Annotated in this window: 25 protein-coding genes and 1 other RNA gene; 2 read left to right on the top strand and 24 right to left on the bottom strand. The window is 32.2% G+C overall.

Going from position 1 to position 22538, the window contains the following annotated elements:
- The first annotated feature begins 199 nt into the window (after nucleotides 1-199).
- Together ssrA and ACNG5D_RS13290 are read left to right on the top strand one after the other, a co-directional pair.
- Nucleotides 200-594: a transfer-messenger RNA gene (ssrA, locus tag ACNG5D_RS13295) on the top strand.
- A gap of 116 nt (nucleotides 595-710) precedes the next feature.
- On the top strand, nucleotides 711-1868 hold the full coding sequence (locus tag ACNG5D_RS13290; protein WP_418184014.1) for a tyrosine-type recombinase/integrase: 1158 nt from the start codon (nucleotides 711-713) through the stop codon (nucleotides 1866-1868).
- Here ACNG5D_RS13290 and ACNG5D_RS13285 read toward each other — a convergent pair.
- The 24 genes from ACNG5D_RS13285 to ACNG5D_RS13170 all read right to left on the bottom strand — a co-directional run bounded on the left by ACNG5D_RS13285 (nucleotide 1865) and on the right by ACNG5D_RS13170 (nucleotide 22510).
- On the bottom strand, nucleotides 1865-4108 hold the full coding sequence (locus ACNG5D_RS13285; protein WP_418184013.1) for a hypothetical protein: 2244 nt from the start codon (nucleotides 4106-4108) through the stop codon (nucleotides 1865-1867). The two genes, ACNG5D_RS13290 and ACNG5D_RS13285, sit on opposite strands and share 4 nt — an antisense overlap.
- On the bottom strand, nucleotides 4080-5147 hold the full coding sequence (locus tag ACNG5D_RS13280; protein WP_418184012.1) for a hypothetical protein: 1068 nt from the start codon (nucleotides 5145-5147) through the stop codon (nucleotides 4080-4082). The genes ACNG5D_RS13285 and ACNG5D_RS13280 overlap by 29 nt, the downstream gene beginning before the upstream one ends.
- Nucleotides 5144-7906, bottom strand: a complete 2763-nt coding sequence (locus ACNG5D_RS13275) for a phage tail tape measure protein (protein ID WP_418184011.1) — start codon at nucleotides 7904-7906, stop codon at nucleotides 5144-5146. The genes ACNG5D_RS13280 and ACNG5D_RS13275 overlap by 4 nt, the downstream gene beginning before the upstream one ends.
- A complete protein-coding gene (locus ACNG5D_RS13270; RefSeq protein ID WP_418184010.1) occupies nucleotides 7899-8396 on the bottom strand; it encodes a hypothetical protein in 498 nt (165 codons plus the stop codon). The genes ACNG5D_RS13275 and ACNG5D_RS13270 overlap by 8 nt, the downstream gene beginning before the upstream one ends.
- 179 nt (nucleotides 8397-8575) lie before the next feature.
- A complete protein-coding gene (locus tag ACNG5D_RS13265; RefSeq protein ID WP_418184009.1) occupies nucleotides 8576-9097 on the bottom strand; it encodes a hypothetical protein in 522 nt (173 codons plus the stop codon).
- Nucleotides 9090-9833: a hypothetical protein gene (locus ACNG5D_RS13260; RefSeq protein WP_418184008.1), complete on the bottom strand. Its 744-nt coding sequence runs from the start codon at nucleotides 9831-9833 to the stop codon at nucleotides 9090-9092. Before ACNG5D_RS13260 ends, ACNG5D_RS13265 begins: the two co-directional genes overlap by 8 nt.
- Before the next feature lie 2 nt (nucleotides 9834-9835).
- Nucleotides 9836-10078, bottom strand: a complete 243-nt coding sequence (locus tag ACNG5D_RS13255) for a hypothetical protein (protein ID WP_418184007.1) — start codon at nucleotides 10076-10078, stop codon at nucleotides 9836-9838.
- Nucleotide 10079: 1 nt separating this feature from the next.
- Nucleotides 10080-10679, bottom strand: coding sequence for a hypothetical protein (locus ACNG5D_RS13250; protein ID WP_418184006.1), 600 nt, complete (start codon nucleotides 10677-10679; stop codon nucleotides 10080-10082).
- A 4-nt stretch (nucleotides 10680-10683) separates the two neighbouring features.
- Entirely contained in the window at nucleotides 10684-11496 is an 813-nt protein-coding gene (locus tag ACNG5D_RS13245; protein WP_418184005.1) for a CUB domain-containing protein, read from the bottom strand.
- A 4-nt stretch (nucleotides 11497-11500) separates the two neighbouring features.
- Nucleotides 11501-11734: a hypothetical protein gene (locus ACNG5D_RS13240; RefSeq protein WP_418184004.1), complete on the bottom strand. Its 234-nt coding sequence runs from the start codon at nucleotides 11732-11734 to the stop codon at nucleotides 11501-11503.
- A gap of 2 nt (nucleotides 11735-11736) precedes the next feature.
- Nucleotides 11737-12396 (bottom strand): hypothetical protein, encoded by a 660-nt coding sequence (locus tag ACNG5D_RS13235; protein ID WP_418184003.1) that lies wholly within the window; start codon nucleotides 12394-12396, stop codon nucleotides 11737-11739.
- 5 nt (nucleotides 12397-12401) lie between these two features.
- The gene (locus ACNG5D_RS13230; RefSeq protein ID WP_418184002.1) at nucleotides 12402-12626 is read right to left on the bottom strand and encodes a hypothetical protein; all 225 of its coding nucleotides are present in this window, start codon (nucleotides 12624-12626) and stop codon (nucleotides 12402-12404) included.
- Complete coding sequence (locus ACNG5D_RS13225; RefSeq protein WP_418184001.1) at nucleotides 12610-12927, bottom strand: hypothetical protein; 318 nt, start codon at nucleotides 12925-12927, stop codon at nucleotides 12610-12612. Before ACNG5D_RS13225 ends, ACNG5D_RS13230 begins: the two co-directional genes overlap by 17 nt.
- Before the next feature lie 14 nt (nucleotides 12928-12941).
- Entirely contained in the window at nucleotides 12942-13169 is a 228-nt protein-coding gene (locus ACNG5D_RS13220; RefSeq protein ID WP_418184000.1) for a hypothetical protein, read from the bottom strand.
- Nucleotides 13170-13266: 97 nt separating this feature from the next.
- A complete protein-coding gene (locus ACNG5D_RS13215; protein ID WP_418183999.1) occupies nucleotides 13267-13596 on the bottom strand; it encodes a hypothetical protein in 330 nt (109 codons plus the stop codon).
- Between the two features lie 20 nt (nucleotides 13597-13616).
- Nucleotides 13617-14108, bottom strand: coding sequence for a hypothetical protein (locus tag ACNG5D_RS13210; RefSeq protein ID WP_418183998.1), 492 nt, complete (start codon nucleotides 14106-14108; stop codon nucleotides 13617-13619).
- Nucleotides 14109-14119: 11 nt separating this feature from the next.
- Nucleotides 14120-14695: a peptidoglycan recognition protein family protein gene (locus ACNG5D_RS13205; RefSeq protein ID WP_418183997.1), complete on the bottom strand. Its 576-nt coding sequence runs from the start codon at nucleotides 14693-14695 to the stop codon at nucleotides 14120-14122.
- The gene (locus tag ACNG5D_RS13200) at nucleotides 14692-15387 is read right to left on the bottom strand and encodes a hypothetical protein (RefSeq protein ID WP_418183996.1); all 696 of its coding nucleotides are present in this window, start codon (nucleotides 15385-15387) and stop codon (nucleotides 14692-14694) included. The genes ACNG5D_RS13205 and ACNG5D_RS13200 overlap by 4 nt, the downstream gene beginning before the upstream one ends.
- A gap of 8 nt (nucleotides 15388-15395) precedes the next feature.
- Nucleotides 15396-17318, bottom strand: a complete 1923-nt coding sequence (locus ACNG5D_RS13195; RefSeq protein WP_418183995.1) for a pectate lyase family protein — start codon at nucleotides 17316-17318, stop codon at nucleotides 15396-15398.
- A gap of 163 nt (nucleotides 17319-17481) precedes the next feature.
- Nucleotides 17482-18426 carry a DUF6712 family protein gene (locus ACNG5D_RS13190; RefSeq protein ID WP_418183994.1) on the bottom strand — a complete coding sequence of 315 codons (945 nt, stop codon included), beginning with the start codon at nucleotides 18424-18426 and terminating at the stop codon, nucleotides 17482-17484.
- Nucleotides 18423-19769: a hypothetical protein gene (locus ACNG5D_RS13185; protein WP_418183993.1), complete on the bottom strand. Its 1347-nt coding sequence runs from the start codon at nucleotides 19767-19769 to the stop codon at nucleotides 18423-18425. Before ACNG5D_RS13185 ends, ACNG5D_RS13190 begins: the two co-directional genes overlap by 4 nt.
- Entirely contained in the window at nucleotides 19770-20111 is a 342-nt protein-coding gene (locus tag ACNG5D_RS13180) for a hypothetical protein (protein WP_418183992.1), read from the bottom strand.
- Nucleotides 20112-20427: 316 nt separating this feature from the next.
- Entirely contained in the window at nucleotides 20428-21948 is a 1521-nt protein-coding gene (locus tag ACNG5D_RS13175) for a terminase large subunit domain-containing protein (protein WP_418183991.1), read from the bottom strand.
- The gene (locus ACNG5D_RS13170) at nucleotides 21935-22510 is read right to left on the bottom strand and encodes a hypothetical protein (protein WP_418183990.1); all 576 of its coding nucleotides are present in this window, start codon (nucleotides 22508-22510) and stop codon (nucleotides 21935-21937) included. The genes ACNG5D_RS13175 and ACNG5D_RS13170 overlap by 14 nt, the downstream gene beginning before the upstream one ends.
- Nucleotides 22511-22538: the final 28 nt, after the last annotated feature.

The raw sequence follows: 22538 nt of genomic DNA, 5'->3' as shown, positions 1-22538 counted from the left end.
TTCTCTTTTGGTATAAATTTTGACTAAAAGTAATTAGATTTGAAGTGGTAAACAAAGTTTTTTGATACCTTTGCTGCCCGCGTTAAGGATTGAGGCTTTGTTGAAGCTCTTTTTGTGTTGTTGCACCTATGCAACACAAAAAAGCGACTGCCGAAAGCCTGACCCTTTTTAGGGTAACGCCCAAATGAAAATTAATTATGGGGTCGACTGGTTTTGACAGCGAGATTAATTGAACGGTAAGCACGTCGTGTAATGGCATTGAAACACGTTAAAGGCTAGACCAAATTTTAAACGGCGAGAATAACTACGCTTTAGCTGCATAATCTGAATTATAGTAAGATTAGCCTAGGTACACAAGGTGTACAAGCTTTATGTCTCCAGAAAGCCTTGATTGACGGCGTTCTATTTTGAGGCATCGTAAATGTCAATATAGTTTAAGTAGTGCTTTGATGCTTTTACGAAATTAAAGAAGATAAGTTATAAGTGGGTTGTCTGTAACCAGCTTATAATCGAAAAACCAAGAATAGAATAAGCGTGTAGAAAGCTCTTTGGTTACTTGTTTGGACGAGAGTTCGATTCTCTCCGACTCCACGATAAAACACTCCTATTTTACTAGGATTAGGAGTGTTTTTACTAAAAAAGCGTGTCAAAAACGTGTCAAGTTTATTATTAATTTTTTGCAACTGGTATTAATCAGATGTAAAAAAAAAATGCAAAAATCTGAAAAGCGCCAAAACATAGTATTTATAGATTTTATTCCTGCAGAACTTCATGCCAATAAAACATGGGAAATTGTTTATTATGTTAAACACCCTGTTACAGAAAAATTAACTAGAAAACGCAACAGAGTTAAGCCATTAAAAAGTATTACTGAAAGGAAAAAATTAGCTAAACGAATGGTTTTTGAAATAAATAAACGTTTAGAAGAAGGTTGGAATCCTTTTAATCAAAACGAAGGTGCTAAAGAGTTAACTAAATTAATTGACGCCATAAATATTTTTAAAACACGCGCTAGTTTAGAATATAAAGAAGGTAATCATAGATTTGATACGTTTAAAACGTATACTTCGCAGCTTAATCAATTAACTATTTACATTACTGATGTTGTAAATAAACCAGAAATGATGTGTTTTAAATTTAATTCTGATTTTATCAACAATTATCTAGATTATATCAGATATAAAAAGAATAGGTCGGCACGAACACGAGATAATTATTTGAATTTCATTAGAACATTCGCTTCTTTTTTAATTTCAAAAAAATATATAACCACTAACCCTACTGAACATTTTACAAAAATTAACAGGCAAAGAAAAAAAAGGAATATTATTTCTGATGAAGACTTAAAAAGAATTTTTGAATTTTGGAAAAACAAAAATAAACACTACCTAACCCTATGCTTAACTTGTTATTATTGCCTAATAAGACGCACAGAAATTACAAATATTAAAGTTTCCGACGTATCTATTAAAAATTCTACATTATACATTGGCGCTGAAAATTCTAAAAATAGGAAAAGCAATTCGGTTACTATTCCTAACTTACTACTACCTGTTTTAAAAGCACACATAAAAGGCTTTAAAGCAACTAACTATTTATTTTCTAACACTTTTAATCCAGGATTAAAAAAATTATCTCCAGATATGGTTACAAAAAAATGGAGTTTTATGCGTAAAAAATTAAACCTTGAAAGCCATATACATTGGTATAGCCTAAAAGATACTGGTATAACGAATATGTTAAAAGCTGGTATACCAACAATTTCAGTAAGAGATCAAGCTAGACATCATAGTATTACGCAAACAGAAGCTTATACTCCAAAAGAAATTTTAAAAGCTAATATGGATATTAAATCTGTAAAAATTTAAACAACTGTTAAAGTTAAATCAATACTACTTGATAGTCCAACCGAGTTAGTAGCTGTTAATCTTACAATATAATTGCCATAAGGGTTTTCGCTTCCTATTGATTTTTGAAAAGTGATAATATTTTTATCTGTTATTGACGGATAAATATCAGCTGTTAAATCTAAAGTTGGCGCGCTTATTAATTTGGCTGAAAAGTAAAAGTCCAAATCTTGTGGGTCGTAAGACAAGTTAGTAAAAATCGAGCATTTTATAAATACAGGATTTTCGCCATATCTTTTATAATCAACAATATCCACAATAAAATTTGTAGTTTCTGTATATAAATAGTGTGGCGCAGGAAGTGCGTTGTCAATACTCCTAGTAGCTGTTATAATTACTGGTGGTTCAAAATCTGGAGTGGTTATTCCAAAATTAAACGACACGGTGTTTTTAACCTTAAATAATCTAAATTGAATAGATTCAAAAAGAGCTCCTTTATCTTGCCTTTTTAAATTATGTATTGAAAAATTATTATTATAAAGTTTCAACTTACTTTCAGGCTTAATTTTTAATGCTTTATATAATGGTATATTAAGTGTAACATTATATTCTTCTGCATTTAAATTTTGATATAACCAATTTCTTAAAAAATGATGCACAAATCCATATCTTGTGTATGAAACATCATCATCTGTAACTAATGGCAACGCATTTTCGTTGGTTTTATAAAACAAAATAGAAGTGCCTTCTTGATGCTTAACATAGCCTTTAGTTAATATAAAAAATGCAGGAAGTGGTTCTAAAGGGATAGATGTTGATGTGTAACCAATAGCAGAATTAACAAACTCTCCATTTTTATTTAAAAATAAAGTTTCGTTATTAGAAAAATCAATTTTATAGCCTGTTAGTTTATTTAGTTTTCTAAAAGGTATAGAAGCTTGATATGATGTTAAATCTATAATTGGTTGTGTATTTATGAAATTATTGAAAAAATCGAACGATACCGTTTTCGCTAAAGGATTAAAAGTAGATGTCATTATAAATGTTGATTTTATATTCGAAATATACTCTCCAACAGTTTGGTTTGGCAACAAATTTTTTATGTTAATACTATTATAGTATAAAGGCCGCTTGGTGCCTTTAATTTCAAATTCGCCTTCAAGAAAATAGATAACTTGCGAAGGACATTCTAACTTAAATTCTAAAGGCAAGGTTTTAAAGTCTTCAGGTATTTCTAAATTAAAATTTAATTCAATACTAAACTCTAACTCGGCATCTGTAGCGTAGTTTGTTGCTAATTTACTAGCAAGTAATTTATCGTTAAAAAAACAAGATATACGGCATTGGCAGGGGTCGTTTTCAGACAACAAAGAACTAATTTTTAGGCTTACTGTATATGAAGCCGATTTTCCTTCCAAATCTATTTGTTGTAAATATTCGTTGTAAATTAATGGCCCTGGATTATCAACAACATTTGTTTCTGCGAGTTCAAAATTAAAATTTTGCTTTATTAAAAAATCTTTATTTGTGAAAAATATCTGGTTGTCATGATACTGCAACGCTTTCTGTAACGAAGGGCTTGTGACTAAATCGCCAATTACAGTATAGCCTATTTGCATAAAAATAAACTTTACTATTTCTAGTATATAAGCAAATGGCCGCAACTCATTCATTTTTGTTATTGTAATGGCGTATTTATTTTTTTCATGCTCTGTAAACTCGCCATTTCTACAATGGTTTATAAAATTTCCATTTTCGTTTTCGCTAGTTGTAGTGTATGGGTTTTTATATTCGCCGTATTCATAATCTTTATATTTTTCGGGATCGTAAACTTGAACAAAATTAACTGGTGTTTCTGGATAGCTTTTAGATTTTGTTTGATTAGCAAAATCAAACATATTTGTTTCAATTTCTATGTTAGGCCATGGCAGGTCTTGAATTGGAGTGTTAAAAATGGTAAGCTTATCGAAGCTAAAGTATATTATAGCGTTTAAATCTTTTAACTGACCTAGAATTAATAATTCGGCTTCATAATAGCTGCCGTTACGAAATAATTTAGCTTCTAATAGCGGGGTTTCAGAAGCACTATTATGCGAGCTAACAAACTCTAAAAAGGGGATAAAATGGCGTGTTCTTGGAATTTTAAAAGGAAATGATTGTTGTTTAATTAAATCTTTTTCAAAAAAGGAATTTTCTTCTGAAAACTTAATATTTAAAGGGGTTAAATCTAATTTAAAATGTTCTGTATATAGGATTGTCATTTTCAGAAAGTTTAAAAATTAAGGATTCATTATTTTGATAAAAATTGGTTTTATAAGGTGTTATTGTGGTGGTTTTGCTTAAAATTATTTTCAACCATGTTGTTTGAAAAAGAAATATGTTGAAGGATTTTAGTGTGCGTTTTAATAATTTATATTTAATTACATCCAGCCAATACCCTGTGTTTAAGGTGTAGGTTTCGTTATATGTAATTTCTGAAACATTTATGCTATTAATGTTATTCGATCTAGTTTCGAAATCATCATATTTAAACTGATTATTTATTTTTAATTCTCCATTAAATTCTAAAACAGAAATAGAACCGAATTGATTTTGAAACGCTATTAAATTGTGATCAATTCCTTTATCTATAACATTAATGCTTGCAATATTTAATATAATATTGTTTGGAAACTCAAAAGAAAGCGTTAATGCGGATGTTGTTAAGCTAACAATTTCTTTTACAGGTATAATTATGGTGTGCAATAGTTTTGTTGTGCTAGGCTGTATTAAATTAATTTCTCTAGTGGTTTCGCTAGAGTTTATTAATAATTTTAAAGGAAAATTTGTTGATAAAAAGGAACATGATATTAAGGCATTTGGTGTTACAAATTCTGGTATTTCATTTTCTAAAATATAATTATATGTTGGTGTAAATGCTGTAACATCTTGTGTTTGAAACTTACCTAATATCATGAAAAATGAATGCGACAAACTGCTTAATTCTGTTTCGTTATCCATTTCTTTCAGCGTCATTGTTACCTGAGCCAAATCAAAATCTAAATAATTAAAAGTATTACAATCTAAATTTGGCATAATAAATTTTTGGGTAATAATACTGTGTATAAAGTTACCGAAATAAAAACTAGCTATATTATCGAAAAAAGGAATTTCGAAAGGATGGCTCCATACTTCTCCATTAAATAAAACATCTAATTGGCAAATTAAAAACGTGGCATTATTTTCGGTTTTAACGGTTATACTATGGTTGTTTTCGGTGCCATATATTTTATTAGATAAATAATCGCCTGTGTATATCATGATCTCGTATTGCTTAGTATTTGTTGGTGTTCTTTGTCTTGCTCTTTACGCTCTAAAAACTCTTGGTAATCTCTAACCATATAACCTTTAAAGCCTTCGTCTAATTTAGCATCTAGTTTTTGTAACAGCTGTATCATTGCTAGATTGGTTTGATTATTTTCGGGGTTTATTGTTGGAGCTTCTGAAAACATAGGTGGTGTTGTTTTACTAGTGCTACCGCCATCAAAAAACAATCCTAATTCTTTTTTTCTTTCTTTTTCTAACCATTGAAGTGTTGATGCGTAACGCGGATTTTGTGTCATGATTTTAGGGGCCACCCACTCATCATCATGCACAACGCCTGTTACTTTACCATATTGATCGTGATATATGGCGTTTGAACCTGTTGGGCCACCGTCTTTAAACCCTTGAATTGCTGATGCTGCAATAGTAGCTATTTGTACACCAGCGTTTATTTTGTTGGCTAAAATAGATTTTGTCATTGTTGCTACAGAGATGGGTTTTGCTGGATTTGGTACTCCTGGCGGAATAATCCATGGAACTGCGGCATTTGTAGATTTCGCTAATGCATTAGCTTTGGCTGTAGAATTAATAATTTCTGATATTGCTAATGCTTTTTCAAGCGAAAACATTACTTTATATATACCTGTTTTTTCGCCGAAAATGGTTTGAAGAGTATTTATACCAAAACGCAATGCTCGAGCCTTGGCTTCTTCTAAATCTTGCTCTGCCTGTGCTAATTTTTTATGATGCTCTTTTAATTTTTTCTCATATTCTTTATCGGCTTTGTCTTTATCTTTTTGGCGTTTCTGCGCATACTTCTGTCTAATTGCTGCTATTCCTTCTTCTTTTGATTGTTCTAAGCGTTCTTTTAATTCTTTATCGGCGTTGCTTAGTTCTTCTTCTTTTAATCCAATAATTCCAGCTTCTTCTTCCATTTTTAGAAGTTTAGCCTCTAGTTTTAATATTTCCTCTTCTTCTTCTCGTGCTTCTTTTTCAAATTTTTCTAGTTCTTTTTGAATTTTTTGTTCTTCTTCCCACTCATCTAAAAATTGTTTTAGTTTTTTCTTAGAATCAATAATACGCTTATCTTCTGGGGTTAAATCTTCATTTTTAGAATTAGGGTTTAAATTATTAGTTGTGTTTTCTTCTGGTGTTTTACTACCAGTATCATCGGTTAAAAAATTATCTAAAGATACACGTTCGGCTTTATTGTTACCTTTAAAGGCGTTTGCTATTTCGTTGGCATCTTTTTTGGCTTGATCTTTTAATTTAGAGATGCTCTTGGCAATATTTACAACTCCAGAAGCAAACCCTTCTTTTATTTTGTTTAGATCTAATGTAAAAACACCTTCTATAATGGTGCCTAAACTTCCAAATTCTTTTTTTGCTAGTGTTAGTAAGCTGCCTATAATTTTAAAACTGCCTGAAAAGGCTACTCCAAAACCTGTAAGTATTCCAGAAAATACTCGCGATTCGTTGTTTAGGTCTACAAACCAATTATATACATCAACTCCGCCTTTTAAAATAGCGAGTAGTGTTTTTGAAGCAAATAGTTTTCCTTTTTCTATCCAAAGATTAAAACCTTTAGATCCGCTTGCAAATAGTTGTGTGTAAACGCCTTTAAGTTCTTTATTTATTTCAAGTTTTTGCTTTTCTATTTCTTGAATTTCGGTAAGTGGCTTTTTTTGTTTGTTTAAAGCGGTATTTACAGCTTCGAATATTTTAAGTGCGCCACCAGCATCTTCGCCTGCGCCTTTAAATAAATCGGCAGTTAATAATTGGGCTTGTTGTGCGTTTAATCCAATACGACTAGCTTCTTCTGCTATTGTTGCTAATGCTTCTTTTGGCGTTTTTGCGCCTGATTTTATATCTGCAAATAATTTACTTGTAAATTTTTTACCAAAAGCGTTTTCCATAGCTTCTTTTGCGGCATCGGTGCCTTCGGTAATTGATAAAGTAAATTCTTTTATGGCATCTGGTAGTTTGTCTGAATAAATAGATAAATCTATGCCTGTGCTTACAATGTTTGCAAAATCGGTGGCAGAAAATCCTGCGTTTTTAAATTGTATTGGGTATTCTTTTAAAGAGTCTAAAAACTCGTCGTTTGTAAGTTTTCCTCGAATGGCGCCATCTTCAATAATATCGAAAGCTTCGTTGTAAGAAATACCAAAATTTTTAACCATACTTTTAGCGGTTTCGACGCTTTTGGCAACATCGACTTCAAAAGTTTTTTTTAAAACTTCTGCACGTATACGTATAACGCTAATGGCGTGTCCAGATTCTTGGGTTAAATCTCTTATTAATTGATTGGTTTTTTCTATTTCTAAATTGTAGTCTACCCATTTTTTTACGCCTGCGCCAATGGTGGCTATTGCTGCTATTGCCATACCAAAAGGAGTAGCAATAAATGCTAATGCAGCTTTAGTTATATTTTTTATATTGCCAACTAAGCCTTTAAGACCTTCTTGCGCTTGTGCTAAATTTCCTGAAAGGAAACCGGATAGCAAATTATCCCAATCACTTTTGGCTTCTTGTAAAGAAACATTTGTGCCATCAATTTCATTTTTAATTTCTGCATAACGTTCTCTGGCTTTCTGGAGTTCTTGGGCTTTTTTTTGAAATTCTGGGTCAGACTCATTTAATTTATTTAATTGACCTTTTAATTTTCTAATTTCTTTACCTACACCGTTTAGCGTATTAGCAACCTCTTTCCCATTTATTTTAATGGTTAAATTAAATTTTGTGTCTTTAGCCATCTTGTTTATTCATTTCTAAAACAATATTTTGAAGCTGGAAAGTAACAGCTCTTACTCTAGTTTTTTGCAAACCATTTTCTAACATTTGTAATGCTCCAGAACTTTTATATATGTCATCAAAAAAAGACTGACTTTTAAGGTTTGGATTAACTTGCTTATAGACGGTGCCAGTTTTACTATGTGTTCTTAAGTATCTGGTATTGTCTTTTATAATACCAAAGTGATGTACAAAGCCCGACCTGTTACTTTTGAAGTCGAAACCTAATAAACGGTTATCTCCAATAGCAGGCTCAATATAAGTAGCTTCAAGCATTGGTTTACGTTCGTTTTCAGAAAACTTGCTTCTCCCTTTTTTATAAGGCGAACCAATACCTCGCATTGTTAATGAGCTGCTTTTTATTTTAGAGTGTACATAATTAGTGGTTACCTTGGCTACTGTTTTAGCCAATACCCTTTCTTCTGCTAAAATTTTATCGTTTTCACTACTCATTTTACATCGAATTATAGATGCAATTTAGTTGTGTATATGGTTTTAAAATAGGACATAAAAAATATTATCTATTTTTGGTGTATGGAAAATTTTGAGTGGTGGCACATCCCTATTATAATTATTGTTGCAATATTTGGTCTTTGGTTTAACCACTATGTTTATAAAAACAAATACAAAAATTAATTTAAATCATTCCATTTATCTTTTTCAACACATATTGTTGATTGATTTTTTAAAGTAATTTCGCATCTGTAACCATATAGCCCTTCTGCATATAATGGGCCTACTTTAAAGTGATGAAAACTATTTTGATCTACTAATCCGTAAAGCCAGTTTTTATTTCCCTGGGCATCTTTAATTTGTTGTGCGTCGTGTAGTATTCGGTTTTCTATGTCGAAACATATATTTTGGCAATATTCTAGCACTTGATTTTGTGCTTCATATTGATCTAAATTACCAGTTTTAGTATTGGGTTTTCCTAATATTGTAAATGCTGTGGAGTTAAGGTGTATTATTTTTGTTTTATCTCCGGTAGTTTTAGTTTCAACAGCATCAATAGCCATAAAAGGAAGGTTTACGCCTTTTCTTAATTGGCCTGTTACTTCAGAAATATTCCAGCGAAATTTATCTTGTATTAATGCATGATTATTAGCAATATTTTCTAAATAGCTGGTTATAATTAACATGGTTATTCTAGGCATCGTGTGGTTTTTTTAATTGTTCTGTAAACTCGTTTAAAAAGGTATAAACATTTGTAGTTTTGGTTTCGTTGTGTGTTCCAAATTTGCCACCTGCTAAGTGTAAGACTATGCTGCCGAAACCAGATTTTGTTGGTGGTGTTTTTGGTGGCGTTTTAGGTTTTGGAAATACTAAAGGATATTGTTTTGTTAAGTGAGAACGACAGCCTTGATAGCTTAGTGCTATAGCTAACAGGGTTGGCTTGTTAATTTTTTTTAGTGATTTTGCTCTTACTTCTAATTCTGTTTTATCAAAATTAACGCGTTTACCATATTTTTTTTCTCTGTATAATACGGCTGTTAAATATTGTAAATACTCGAAATCTTGTGTGTTGTGCCAGCCTAAAAATAAATCGTCGGCATGTGCAAATTCATCTATAGTTAAATTACTTATCCTTTTTTCTGGCGCATAAAGTGTTTTTGTTTTTAGCTTTATTTTGGGTATAAATTTGGTTAATGTTGTTTCTAAATATAACCAATTATAGTGTTGCTTTAATGTTGAGAAACCAACGTTTTTAATAGTCTTTAATACTTTAAATATTTTTAATAACTGCCAAGACTTTGCTTTATTTAATATTAAAAACGTTTTGTAATCGAATAATACACCTGTGATATTAAGGTGTAAAAGTGTGGCGAGTTTTTTTAATTGCCAATTATTTAACTGATTCCAATGTGTTGGTATGGCTAATTTTATTGTCATTTTTATTGTGGATTTCCTATTGGTGGCGGTACATCTATTGGTTTAAGTTGTTTAATGCTTTGCATTTCTAAATTGTTTAATAGCGCGGTTTTTGTAATTTCTGATCCATCAACAGATGTTAATGTGTATTGTATTTCGAAAAATACAGACTCATCTTTACAGGCTTGCAAATATGTTTGCGCATTATATATCGCTTCTGCCGTGTTGTTAATTAAAGTTTGTAATTGTTGATCTGTTAGTGCCATGCTATTTTTTTTTATTAAAGAGTTTGAAACCTACTTTTGCATTAACATAAATAGGTTTTGGTGTGCCATTTATATACTCTATGTTTACACCAAAAATGTTTTTTTTTGTAACTAAATCTAGTCCTACTTCTAATTTTTCGAGAGCTGGTTTAATAGAAGTTTCTCCATATAAAAATAAACCTGTAGGTTGTTTTATTATAGTTTTTGTGGTGGTGGTATTTTTTTGTGTGTAATTAATTGTGCCATCGACATGAACAACTTCTCCAGAGCTAAAAATATCTAAATTTGCTGATGCATTATTTGAATTTAAAATAGATTTAAAGCGTCTTATTTTTAAAGATGTGTTTGTTGGTTTTTTTACAAAAACTAGACTATCTCGCCATTTGATTACTGTTTTTCCTTTTATATATTTTGTGCTTCCTGTGTCAATATAAACAGGTTCTAACTCTTGAATTAATACGTTTTTTATACTGTCTTTTATTTTTTCGTAATCAATTTTTGTTTCTGTGATTACTTGAGGCTCGGGATTGCATTTTTTAAAAACAACTATTGTTGCTACTATAATTGTTATTATACCGATATATGTTAGTGTTTTTTTCATGATACTAATTGTTTTCTATTACAGAAATCATTTCTATATGTGCTTCATGTGTTGAATCTGCACCATACATGAAGAAGGTTAATGTGTGTTCTCCAGTTGCTGAAGGAGTTATTTTTTGCCTGTAAATTTGCTGAGTTGATGTGAATGATATAGTGTTTGGTAAACCACCAACTAAACGAAAATCTATACCTGTTCCTGAAACTTCATAAGCTTTTATATATACTTCGTAAGTTTTTCCTGCTTCAACATTAAAAGTTGTATATGCTCTTAATAACCCAGATATTCCCGTGTCTGGCTTTAATACTATTTTATACCCTCCACTACCATTTGATATAGATGTAAATGCTACTGTGCTGTTTGTTGTATAATTACCTATAGCATCAACTTCATTAATATAACTAGATGCATTAGCGTTGTTATAAACATCTATTAAATTTATTTCTTGAATATCAATATCAAATCCTGATTGGGTTGAATCTCCATCCTCTCCTGATACGGAGTTATCTGAAGTAAAGTTTAATCTTAAATTACCTGGTACATATATTGTTTCATGATTTGTTCCATCTATTTCATAAACTTCATTTTCAAGATTGAAATTGTCTTTAAAAATTCTTAAAAAATCATATCCTTCTTCTATATCAAGGTTATTAAATGTTATTTTAAAACCTGTGCCAGTTGTTAAGTTATAGCTCCAATTTTCATTAACATTTGAAGAATAATTACCCGATGCTGGATATTTTAAATTAACAGGCGTATATGTTGGTGTGCCTTGATTTAAAAACTGCTGTTTACTTACTAAATAGGCTATTGTATTCATGTTTTTAAAGTTTTACCCAAAAATATCTTAACACACCATTAATTGTAGATTGATAAAGCATCATATCTGTATTAGCTTCAAAACTTGCAGTATCTGGCAATTGTGTGCCAATGCCTGTAGGCTCTGTGGCTTGGTTGTAAAGCGTGCCGCCAGAGAGTGTTTTAGAATATAAATCCTTTATATCTGTGGCTATAGTTTCAGCTAATGCTTTAATTCTTAATTCCTGTTCATTTGCCATGATTATGCATCTCTAACGGTTGTATAATCTGTTACAAAATTCCTGTCTGGATTTCCAACTCCAATATTTGCACAAGCTTGAGCTCTTTGTCCAACGGTTAAAGTTTGTGCAGCATCATACCTTACTCTATTGCCTAATGCGGTTGTAATAGTAGATGCAAAATTTTCATCATCTCCTAATGCAGCTGCTAATTCGTCTAAAGTATTTAAACCACCAGGAGCGCCATTAACTACTGCATCAATTAGATTATTTACTTCGGCTGTAAAATCTGAAATTGTTGATGCTGGCTGTGTTCCTGTGTGGTTGGCTCTAGCTAACAATGTAGCATCTGCACTATTTGCAGTAGCTCCATTCTCAATATTGTCTAACTTATCTTTATCAGCGGCCAACATTAAACCTGCTAATAAAGCAGTTGCACCTGTTAGAGTTACATTATCTCCGCTGCTTGAAGTAATTTGTAAAGTAGTTGTGTTATTTGTGCCAATTGCTAAATTAGTAACACCTCCTGCCGCTGCTAACGCTTCATTAATTGCATTTACTAATGAGGTTTTATCAGAAGTATTTAATCCTGTTAAAGACCCAGCATTAGCATATAGAGTTTTTACATCTGCCGCTATAGCTTCAGCTAATGCTTTAATTCTTAATTCCTGTTCATTTGCCATAATTTTTAATTTTTTGCAAGGTTGTAATAATCTGTATATGAAGCTCCGTTAATTAATCCGTCATAATCTTCCGTATTTAAGTTTTTATTTACTGTTATGTTAGGGTAATGTTGTACTAACAACGTGGTATTTGCTTCGGCTTCATTAGTGGTTAAAAAGGCTTGTTTTGCACCACCAGCTGATACTGTTAATGTTTGCTGTGGCAGGTTTGATTTAATTGTTATTTCCATAGCATTCTATATAAATTTTTAAATTAAAATATATCCCTGCTTGCCGCGAATTTGAAATTAAATTGCCTGTATAATTTCCTTTTGTAAAATCTGTTTCTAAAATATTTATAACAATAGATTTTGTTTGCGCTTCTAGAATTAAACCTCCATTGGCTACAGTATATGTTTTATTGTTTATTTGTAACGCATATTCGGTGTCTAAAATATTTAACCCACTTATTGATGGCTGATAAGAAACACCTTCATCTATTAACAAAGTGAGTTTAGCATTTTGTGTTAAATCTAAAGTTGCATTTTTCATTTTTTAGAATTTTATTATAAACATCTAGCTTCGAGAACTTTTACTAATAATTTTTCTTTTGATTTTATGGTTACAAGCTCTTTAGTTTCTTCTATTAATTGAGCGGCTTTTCTGCGCAATTTTATAGGTTTTGATATTTCTATTCTTGATAATAATGTTAGTACTTGTTTCTCAAAATCTGAAAATGCTTCTGCGCCTTTCCATAAATCTTTTACTTCAAAAAATACTGGTCTGTGTGCCATTTTAAATTGGGTTTAAAAAAAGCGTAGCCGAGTACCAAATCGAATTAAACTAACTCCCCTATTACTATAGTTTAATAAACTACGCTTTGTTTATTTATTAATTATCTGTTGTTAAGTGCTCGTAAAGTTGATGCAACCAAACTGCGCCAACACCTGCTAGTATTTGTTCTATATAGCTGGAGTCTCCTGTTAAGTAGTTTGTTACCCACGATATTAATGCTGATACTATTGGTACAGCTATTAATGTGAGTGTGCCTGATATTGCAGGTATAAACTTTAAGGCCCATGTGCCTATTAGAGTTAATACTGGTGTAAGCCATAATACTATAGTTGATGGCTCGCTAAAGTTTACTTCTTGACTTGCCATTACCGGAATGCTTACTGATAATAGTAAGGCTAACAAAATGAATTTTAATTGAAATTTCATGATACTAATTGTTTTTAATGTTAATTTTTAGATTTTATAAATTTTACCATCGCATTTATAAACTCGTTGGTATCATCGTCTACATTTACATCGATTAAATTTGGAATGGTGGGCGAATCTGAATAGACAACATCTGAAATTATATTGCCTTGGCCATCGTACCAAATTTCGCGATGTATATTTAATGATACTACATTGCTGTAAGGTGTTGGCGAGTTGCTTAACCAAACGGTACCGTTTTCTATACGTAAGCCTTTTATTTCTGGAGATTTTAAGGCTATGCTTAGTTCTGGTATATCGACGTTATAGGAGTCGACAACTAAGCCTAATTTTACGAATGATTTTGTACCGGTATCATACTCGACGGTGGCTTCGTAACTGACCGATTTTTTTTCGAGCGTTACAAATTTTAAATACTTGTCGATAATACCTGTTGTTATTTCGGTTTGGCTTTGATTGATTTGGGGCAAAAAGAGCGTTACGAATAGTAATAAAATGGATAGTCTTTTCATGATTTTAAATGTTAGTTGTTAAAAAATAATTCGTGTTTTAATTTTTTATATGCCTTATTACCTGGGCATGTTGTATTTGAGTGTTTTGAATCGCGATGTCCTTTTATGGCTTTTATTGGTAAAATGGTGCACAATGCTTCTGTAATTTGTTTTAAGCTTTTTAGCTGTTTTTGGGTTATTTCGTCTTCATTATAATTACCCAGTAAAACAATACTTATTCCTTTTGTGTTCTGGTTTTTAGTGTGATATGAAATAGTACTAAGATGATTTAGAATTAAAATATCTCCATCTGGTTCTATGGCCGAATGGTATGCTATTCTAGGCCAACCGTTATGTTTTACATGGTAATTGTTAATAGCTTCTATTGATGCGCTTGAGCTAACTGCGGTGTGATGTACCCAAATGGTTAAAGAGTCTGTATTTTTTAATGCTCTTTTTGCATAGTGTTTTGTTTCGTGCTCTAGAAGTTGTGATGTTTCTATAACGGTGCCATTTGGTAGTGTTATAGATTCGCCTGTGTAATTGTACACGGTTAATCCTGCGCCTACCATCATGGTAATTATAAGTGCTATAGCTCTGTTTTTCATGATGCTTTTTTTAGTAATTTTTGCATATTTGGTTTAAAACTATTGTTGTTGCTTAAATTGAAACTTGTTTTTTCGGCCATTGTAAATGGTACATCTGTGTGTTTTGCTATGCTCATGTATATTAAAAAATCGTTTTCATCGTCTATTGGTAAACGTGCTATTGGTAATACTCTAGCATGCTTTACACCTTCTGTTTCATAAAAATGTTTTAATATTTGAGTGGTCATTCTTGCTGTTTCTATATCGAAAAAACCATAGTATTCGGTGTCTTTTAGCATTTTTATGTAAGGTTGATCTAAGGCTACATTTGTATAAATGCGTACAGCATCAATTTTCTGTGTTGGATTTTTGTAAAAATCTATAATTGCATCTGCTGTTTTAAAATTTGTTTTTCCATTTCTTGCGGTTAGAATTAAAATTCTGTCGGCTGTGGTTATTTTGAATAGTTCGTTTACAGAGTCTTGAATAGAGTTAACTATGACTAGTTTTATGATATCATCATAAAAGCTTAGTTTTTCGTGCTGTTCTAACTTTTGAAATTTTAATTGTTCTTGCTCGATTTTTAATTTTTTATTTTCGAGCTGTAAATTTTCAATTTCTAGTTTCTTTTTTTTCTGGTCACTTCTGTATTTTAAAGCGCCTAAAATAAAGGCTGTTATTGCACTTAATATGCTTACTATATCGAGATTCATTTTTTATATCATATTGAAACGTCTGAAACGTACATGTTTGACCAAAAAGCACTCCCTGTTGCACTACCTGTTGACAATCTAAACCATCCTAATAAAGTGTTACCATTACCATCTTTTGTTGGTTGTGTGTTGTAAACAATATCACCTTGTGTCCATTTTCCTGATGTTGGCATTGCTGAAGCATAGCTTACTCTATTTGCAGTTTCTACACCTTCGCCAAAGTAACTCACACCACTTGCTACTTCTATTTCGGTGTTTGCAAAACCTTGTGTAAAATTTCCTTTTAACATGCACCCACCTGCATCTAAACTTATGGCAGCTTTAGCTGAGTTAGGATTTTCGGTAGCAACGGTGTCTTGTTTTATGTAGTTTCCGTCTAAAAAACAAAATGTGGCTACGGCATTTATTTTTATACCGTAATACGTATCGTCTTCATTTAGTCCTGGATTTAATATTGTATTTCCAGATATACGAGCGTGGGTAACATTGTTTTCTATAGCATGCCCTCCTGCCCTACTTATCATGTTGTTAGATATGTTTGCATTGAATGACCCTGTTAACTTAATAAGGCTTAAGTTGGTTTCGTTAACTGGGTCGTAGGTATGTATATTGTTATTTTTTATTTGAAATGTGCGGCGGTTAAATATTTGTGAATGATTTGTTGCATCAATATCTGCAAATTGTTGACGTAATTTTGTTACGTTCATATTAATTAACATAGTTTCAGATGAAAAGCCTTTGAAGAATATTCCGCAATCATCTATGTATCCATTTATTAATACTTCTGAAAAATTTGAAGCGGGATTTATATAAATAACCGATGTTGTGCTTGTTGGTCCTCCACACGAATGAAAGCGACAATTTTGAATGGTTAACCCTCTGATGTCTGATATTTCGGTGGCTCCAATATATAAAGCGTATGCTAGTGTTGAAAATATACAGCTTTCGATTTCGACATTTCTGCCTTCTGCTTCTATAGCTTTGTAAAATTTCATAAACACACAATTATAGATTTGCGTGTCGCAATTGTTACCTAGTAGGTTTCCGGTAGTTTTTAAACATGTTACTGCTACATCTTCGCCACGAGCGTTTGATGACCCTACGAATGTGATTCCTTTTAATTGTGTTAAAGGGTAATTGCTGGTTATGAGTGTGCCTGTATTAATTGTTGTTTTTATAACGGAACCTGTTGTGTTTACTTTAGTGTTTTCGCCAACTAATTGAAATATGTGATTTATGGTTATAGGTGTGTTTACTAAATAAATTTTACTGGTTATGTGTAATGTTTTGTTTGAACCTAAAAAGTTGATGCCATATTGAAATGCGGAGCCATCATCTGTTGTTCCGTCGCCTTGTGCTCCAAAATTTTCGACATATGCTTTTTCAAAAGTAAAATCTCCTGTGCCTTTAGTAACATTATCGAAAATTTGATATACTGATGTTGGAATGAACGTGTTGTTAAAGTTTATTGTTCCGTTTTTAATTATGCCTCCTGCGAAGTTTAAAATAACATTTAAAGGCAGCGTTATGGTAGCGCCTTGTAAATCGAAATCGTCTCTTATTTCCCAAATACTGTTAGAGTGTGTTATTGGAATGTTTTCCCAATCAAACCCTGTTCTTATAATTTTATAACCTTTTTTTCCGCCTAAATTAGATGTGCGGTTGGCGATTAATAATTTTGTGTCTTGTTTTTCAATGTCTTCATTTGATGTTATTGATGAAGGGTTTAGGCTTTCTATCCATTGGGCTTCTGTGCCAACATATCCGTTATTAACGGCTATTTGATAGGCGCTTAATCCTGGAGCGGCTTCTGGCGGATTGTTTTTATTGTATACGGTGTTATCGTGTATTTGTTTTAAAACAGTTCTTACGCCATCGCCTGTTTTATCGCCAGGGGTTGTTCCTATATTTATAGTTTCGGTAAATGCCATATTAATCTGTATCGGAAGTTATTTCGTTATTATCGGAAGTTATTTCTTCGGTATCACTTTTGAAGAAGTGTATTTTTGTTCCTAAACCTTGTGGTAATACGCTATAAATTTTAATCATAATTCAAATATCTTGTTTATTGATTTTTTAAAATAGGACAGAATTTTATACGCTTAAAATTGATTTTGTGTTGGTTAATTTTATGTGCTTTGGTGTTTGTTTTATTGTGTATTCTTGAAATTTATCGAGGTTTTTTTCTATTGTTTTTAAGGCTTCTTTTAAATACTCTTCGCCTTCGATTTTTTTATTGTTTTTTGTTCTGGTTAGGAAATCGTTTACTTTTAAATTTATATTGGTTACGGTGTTTTCGTAAGGTAAAGCATCGAAACGCATGTGTATGCCTTTGGCTGATAGCACAAACATGCCATTATCTACAGTTAACATTATGGTAAATGCTATTATAGATTTTTGCAGGAGTGTTTTTACTTCTTGGCGTTCTGGTATTGTTTGTTTTGTTTTTAAAGCATTTAATAATTCTGGGTTTATTAGCGGCTTTATAAATCTATCTTCTGAAATTTGAATGTTTGGTTTTAAAGCAACGAATGTTTGTCTTGAGTTGAATATGTAGAACCATTTATTAAAGATTGTGGTGGTATTTACTAGCAACTCTTTATAAATGGTATGGTTGGAAGAATTAAACCATTCTGAAAATTTATCTGCACTTTGTTCCATGACTTCTAGAAGCTCGTCTAGTGCTTCGTGTCCTGATTTTTTAAATGATCTTTGAAGTTCTTTAAATTGTTTGTCGGATGCGGTTTTGGTATTTTCGTTATCGACAACATGTATACCATTATCTGTAATTTGCACGGCACCAATTGGTAGATATATGTAATATGCAAAATTTGCTATGGCTTCTTGTGCTAGTTCTTGGGCTTGTATAATTATAGGGTCTGTTTGTGTTTTGCAAAACACTTGTATCTGCGCTGTTCCTATTAATGGTTTTAAAAAGCTTCGTTCGGCTTTTTTTAGGTATGGTTTTATGTTTTCTATTTCTACTGAGCCGTTTACTGACAAGTATTTACGTAGGGTTTCGGTGTCTTTAATTATCATAATTGAGCTGCTTTTTCTGTTCCTGTTGGATTTTTGTCTAGTGTGGTTAGCACGGTGTCTTCAAAACCGCCTATTAATTTATCATTCCATCCGTTGTATTCTTGAATAAACTCAAAAGGTTCTAGGGTTGTTTCGCGATTTGATTTCATGAGAGCGGATAGTATAAACCATGCTTCTCTTTTATCGCTTCCTGATCCTGCGCCTAATTTACCTCCGGGTATTCCTGCGCCTATTAGCGATGGGTCTACGCCTGCGGCTGTTAATGCGGCTTGAATTCCTGCGGAAGTATCGTCTAGATAAGCGCCGTCTTTTTTTCCTTTTTCTATTTCGGTTATTTTTAGTCCTGGTTGTGGTGTTCCGTTTTCATCTTTGTAAATTATAGACATTATAGACTTTCCGCCGTTATCAACACCACGAAGTGAAGTGTCTAATTCTTCTACAAATTGAGAGCGTATTTCTTGGCGTTTTTCGGGTGTAAATCCTTCCCAATCTTCTTTGTATTTTCTTTCGAAATATTCTTCAAAGACTTCAATGTGTAAATTCACATTCATTTTGTCTTCTAAGAATGCTTTTTTGAATTTTGGAATGGAGTTTATAATGTCTAACCATCCGCTAGATTCTATTGATAGCCATTCGGGGTCTGGGTAATAGTTTTCATTTATTAATGGATAAAATATTGGGCGTATAAAGTTGTGAATTTTGTGTTTTTTACAATGTTCTTTTACTTCGGTAGCTGACCAATAACTATCTATTAAAGGTATTTTTGATGCATACTTTGACGCCTCATCTATGCCTTCGTGCCACTTTGATGAGATATACATATTTTTAATTGATCGAGAGGATTCGTCCATTAACTCAAAACGGCAGTTAGCAGTTTGCTGTCTTTTAATTCTATTTATTTTCTTATAATCATTAGACAACACATACTCTGGGCATGCTAGCGCCCATAATTCTAAATCGGCGATGGTTTCTTTCCAAAATCGTTTCATTTGATTTTTTTTCCAAAAAGCATTGATTTCTGGGTATTCGTGAAAACATTTTTGACTGATAATACGTTTACCGTTTTCGTGATTTTCTTCTGCTAAAATAAATCCTGAGCCATAATGAGCTTTTCTGTTGGTTCTTAAACCAGATCGTAATGATCCTGCGCCTTTTATTTTCTTTATAATTTGTTGTGGGTAATCATTGTTTGCTCCCCATGCTGCTATTTTTCCATTTTCTAATTCTGTGTGTAAAACAACTGTAGTAACATTGGCATCGGCTTTTTTTGTTGAAGCAAATGACACTAAGGCTTTTGTGTTTTCTCCCGTTATAGCTATGTCGCCATGAAATATTGTACTCATTTAGTAATGCATTTTTTTTCCATTAATGGTGTCTATTAACCTAATGTGTATTTTTTTTTTGTCGCCATTTTGTAATTCTAAAAGGCGTGTTCTATTCTTACTATGGTTAGGATCTCTTTTAATAGTACTACCAGACTTAACCGATGCTAATAATGACGCATTAGTTTGTGTGTAATTTTTAGGACGTGATTTTCTCACTTGTTTATACTCTACAAGTCGGCCTCCAGATTTTGAATTTCGTTGAAGTGTTCTAAAAGAAACATCAAAAGGATAAGCATTCCCTTGCTTATCTGTTTTATCAATTATAGCTAACGCTTCAGAAAAAGAAATTTCATTATTCATGATGCTAATTTCGGTGTACTACAATTTTTAAAATAGGACAGGATATTTTTCAGACAGTTTGTATTAAAAAAAGCTCGTATTTTATAGAAAATAGATACTTCTTAGTATGGTTATTATGTAAAAAGCAATAATTTATAATGTTTTTACTCTTAAAATCTCACTTTTCAAAATGTAAAATTTTGATTTTTAGTGTGTTACACTTTATTTTTGGCTTCTGAAATCTATTTTTTATGTTCTCATAACGCCGCATCCTATGACGAACGACAATTGCCATGTGTCGAATTGCAGGATATATGAAATTTGAGTTGTGAAATGGTTACATCGTGGTTGGCAAGTCCCAGTATTCTTTTTTAGGTTTCAATAAGTCTTTATAGATAGAGAAGATAGGTATATCAAAAGCATCGGGTAGATGAGTAGTGTGCTGTTGCTTTTTCTTTTCATTACGTTCATCCTTCTTTACTTTTTGTATGCCATTTTTATCTTCGGAAGCTTCGGCGCGTTCTAATCCAATAATAAGATCGGGATTGTTTTGTTCGTTTATTTCGATACTAGGGTAACGAGAGCTACTGCCTTTTAACATCATATTGATAAGAATGTATTTGTCATTATGTGGTGCTACTGGCTTACGCTTACTCTTATCGTATACTGTCCATCCTTTAGATTGGAGTAATCGCACCAATACATCTCCATAAGTTTCGTTAGTACCTTTCCTAACCTTAGCATTACCATCGTGACCATAATATAAGTGTACTACCTTGTTTGGCAAAGGCGCATAATATTCTACAAAGTCGTTAATCAAATCTTCTAAGTCTCTTGACTCGCTAGATTGACTAGCCCACATAGACTTTAGAACACGGTATTTATTCGGTAATTTCTGGCTAATTACAGCAGATATAAATGTGCCCCAATCAATAGACAGAATTAAAGGTCTACCCTTATCTATATCATTGTCTTGTTTGCTATTAAAAGAAGCTTTAGTGTAGTTGGATGTAATACTTTCTAGATAATCATTGTCATAGTCAGTATAATAATGTTTCTCGGCTTTTAATTGTGGGTAAAACCCGTTCAATATTTCTTTTGGGCGAATGTTTAGAATTTCGGCATTATAGTATAAATCAGAAGGAGATTCATCTTTCATTTCTTCAAACCATTCCTCACGTAAGTTTAGTTTATTAATTAGAGCTGATGCTTTAATAAATGCATACTTTTTAGGATTGCGTTTTGCAACTTCTTCCATATCAGTAAACCAACGTCCCTTTTTTGTCATTGGAGTAGAAGAAGCGTAAATTTCAGCACCTAATAATGTAGCTTTTTCAAATCGCGCTTCTTTAGCTCTATTTGCTGCTTTAACATTAGTAAATAATCTTTCCTTATCAAATAGAGCCGCTTCGTCACCTAAAACACCACAAAAATTAAAGCCACGACCACTATTTGGATTATCTAAAGACACTAAAGCAAATATAGCTCCATTGGAAAAGTGAATAATATTGTCCCATTTATCTGGAGCATAAACAGGTTCGGCAAAACCAAATTTTGCACCATTTTTACCTACTACATAATCGTAGCCTTCATATATACCTAAAACCGCTAATCCTTTTTTTGTAGAAGGTAATGTACGTGCTAATATTTGTTGATATGTAGAACCGACTAAAGCAAATGAGGCACCAGGCATTTGCTTTACCATTTCTTTCATAAAAAATGCCAGAATAAAAGACTTTCCAGTACCACGACCCCACTCAAGGTATATTTTGGTTTTTTTCAAAACCGTTACAGCTAACACAGCTGCTAATTGTGCTGCGTTTAGTATAACCTCTAAATACTTACTAATCTTCGCCATTGTCTTCTACTTCTTCAAAATCTGCATCAATGATTAGCTGGTTCAAATCTAAAGAACCTGTTAACAGATGGCTTAATAAAGCATTTGCAACCTCCTTCTTGACAGACATTTTAACGGGTTTGTTTTCTAATTTTTCTGGATTAAAGTTGATGGCGTTTTCTTTGTCCACTTCGGCATATTTACCCATTAATTCAAGAGCCTTTCCTATAGCTTTTAAATCTTTGGCTTTTACGGCCATTAATAAAAATTTATGTGAGTATTCAAGTAAAATTGCTAATGAGCCATCTCTATCAGCTTTCATTACATTACCAAACAAGCGTTCGGCATTTTTTAAATCACGATAAGCTTGAGCTCTACTAATCTCATACTTTTCCATTAGAACATTCGCAGCCTGTTCTCTAGAATGGAAATTTTGACGAAGCGTGAAAGCAGCCAACCATCTATCCTTTAATTCAGTTTGCTTTTCTGTTAGAGGATATTTTGAGGAATCTTTATAGTAGGCATAAATCTTATCGAAAGAAGAGTTGCCTGTTTTTATTGTTGGTAAATGTTGTATTGCCATGATGTAAAATTGGCAATTGTCAAAAACC

It is taken from the genome of Algibacter ulvanivorans (assembly GCF_048381495.1).
Lineage (GTDB): Bacteria > Bacteroidota > Bacteroidia > Flavobacteriales > Flavobacteriaceae > Algibacter_B > Algibacter_B ulvanivorans.
This window is presented reverse-complemented; position numbering and strand designations above follow the sequence as displayed.

What these genes read in the sequence shown, in the direction of transcription:
- ACNG5D_RS13245 (WP_418184005.1), bottom strand. Translation starts at nt 11,496, where the DNA reads ATGAATACAATAGCCTATTTAGTAAGTAAACAGCAGTTTTTAAATCAA.
- ACNG5D_RS13255 (WP_418184007.1), bottom strand. Translation starts at nt 10,078, where the DNA reads ATGGCACTAACAGATCAACAATTACAAACTTTAATTAACAACACGGCA.
- ACNG5D_RS13190 (WP_418183994.1), bottom strand. Translation starts at nt 18,426, where the DNA reads ATGATAATTAAAGACACCGAAACCCTACGTAAATACTTGTCAGTAAAC.
- ACNG5D_RS13205 (WP_418183997.1), bottom strand. Translation starts at nt 14,695, where the DNA reads ATGAAAAACAGAGCTATAGCACTTATAATTACCATGATGGTAGGCGCA.
- ACNG5D_RS13200 (WP_418183996.1), bottom strand. Translation starts at nt 15,387, where the DNA reads ATGAATCTCGATATAGTAAGCATATTAAGTGCAATAACAGCCTTTATT.
- ACNG5D_RS13170 (WP_418183990.1), bottom strand. Translation starts at nt 22,510, where the DNA reads ATGGCAATACAACATTTACCAACAATAAAAACAGGCAACTCTTCTTTC.
- ACNG5D_RS13175 (WP_418183991.1), bottom strand. Translation starts at nt 21,948, where the DNA reads ATGGCGAAGATTAGTAAGTATTTAGAGGTTATACTAAACGCAGCACAA.
- ACNG5D_RS13210 (WP_418183998.1), bottom strand. Translation starts at nt 14,108, where the DNA reads ATGAAAAGACTATCCATTTTATTACTATTCGTAACGCTCTTTTTGCCC.
- ACNG5D_RS13215 (WP_418183999.1), bottom strand. Translation starts at nt 13,596, where the DNA reads ATGAAATTTCAATTAAAATTCATTTTGTTAGCCTTACTATTATCAGTA.
- ACNG5D_RS13260 (WP_418184008.1), bottom strand. Translation starts at nt 9,833, where the DNA reads ATGACAATAAAATTAGCCATACCAACACATTGGAATCAGTTAAATAAT.
- ACNG5D_RS13250 (WP_418184006.1), bottom strand. Translation starts at nt 10,679, where the DNA reads ATGAAAAAAACACTAACATATATCGGTATAATAACAATTATAGTAGCA.
- ACNG5D_RS13225 (WP_418184001.1), bottom strand. Translation starts at nt 12,927, where the DNA reads ATGAAAAATGCAACTTTAGATTTAACACAAAATGCTAAACTCACTTTG.
- ACNG5D_RS13285 (WP_418184013.1), bottom strand. Translation starts at nt 4,108, where the DNA reads ATGACAATCCTATATACAGAACATTTTAAATTAGATTTAACCCCTTTA.
- ACNG5D_RS13290 (WP_418184014.1), top strand. Translation starts at nt 711, where the DNA reads ATGCAAAAATCTGAAAAGCGCCAAAACATAGTATTTATAGATTTTATT.
- ACNG5D_RS13235 (WP_418184003.1), bottom strand. Translation starts at nt 12,396, where the DNA reads ATGGCAAATGAACAGGAATTAAGAATTAAAGCATTAGCTGAAGCTATA.
- ACNG5D_RS13240 (WP_418184004.1), bottom strand. Translation starts at nt 11,734, where the DNA reads ATGGCAAATGAACAGGAATTAAGAATTAAAGCATTAGCTGAAACTATA.
- ACNG5D_RS13195 (WP_418183995.1), bottom strand. Translation starts at nt 17,318, where the DNA reads ATGGCATTTACCGAAACTATAAATATAGGAACAACCCCTGGCGATAAA.
- ACNG5D_RS13220 (WP_418184000.1), bottom strand. Translation starts at nt 13,169, where the DNA reads ATGGCACACAGACCAGTATTTTTTGAAGTAAAAGATTTATGGAAAGGC.
- ACNG5D_RS13180 (WP_418183992.1), bottom strand. Translation starts at nt 20,111, where the DNA reads ATGAATAATGAAATTTCTTTTTCTGAAGCGTTAGCTATAATTGATAAA.
- ACNG5D_RS13280 (WP_418184012.1), bottom strand. Translation starts at nt 5,147, where the DNA reads ATGATATACACAGGCGATTATTTATCTAATAAAATATATGGCACCGAA.
- ACNG5D_RS13185 (WP_418183993.1), bottom strand. Translation starts at nt 19,769, where the DNA reads ATGAGTACAATATTTCATGGCGACATAGCTATAACGGGAGAAAACACA.
- ACNG5D_RS13230 (WP_418184002.1), bottom strand. Translation starts at nt 12,626, where the DNA reads ATGGAAATAACAATTAAATCAAACCTGCCACAGCAAACATTAACAGTA.
- ACNG5D_RS13265 (WP_418184009.1), bottom strand. Translation starts at nt 9,097, where the DNA reads ATGCCTAGAATAACCATGTTAATTATAACCAGCTATTTAGAAAATATT.
- ACNG5D_RS13270 (WP_418184010.1), bottom strand. Translation starts at nt 8,396, where the DNA reads ATGAGTAGTGAAAACGATAAAATTTTAGCAGAAGAAAGGGTATTGGCT.
- ACNG5D_RS13275 (WP_418184011.1), bottom strand. Translation starts at nt 7,906, where the DNA reads ATGGCTAAAGACACAAAATTTAATTTAACCATTAAAATAAATGGGAAA.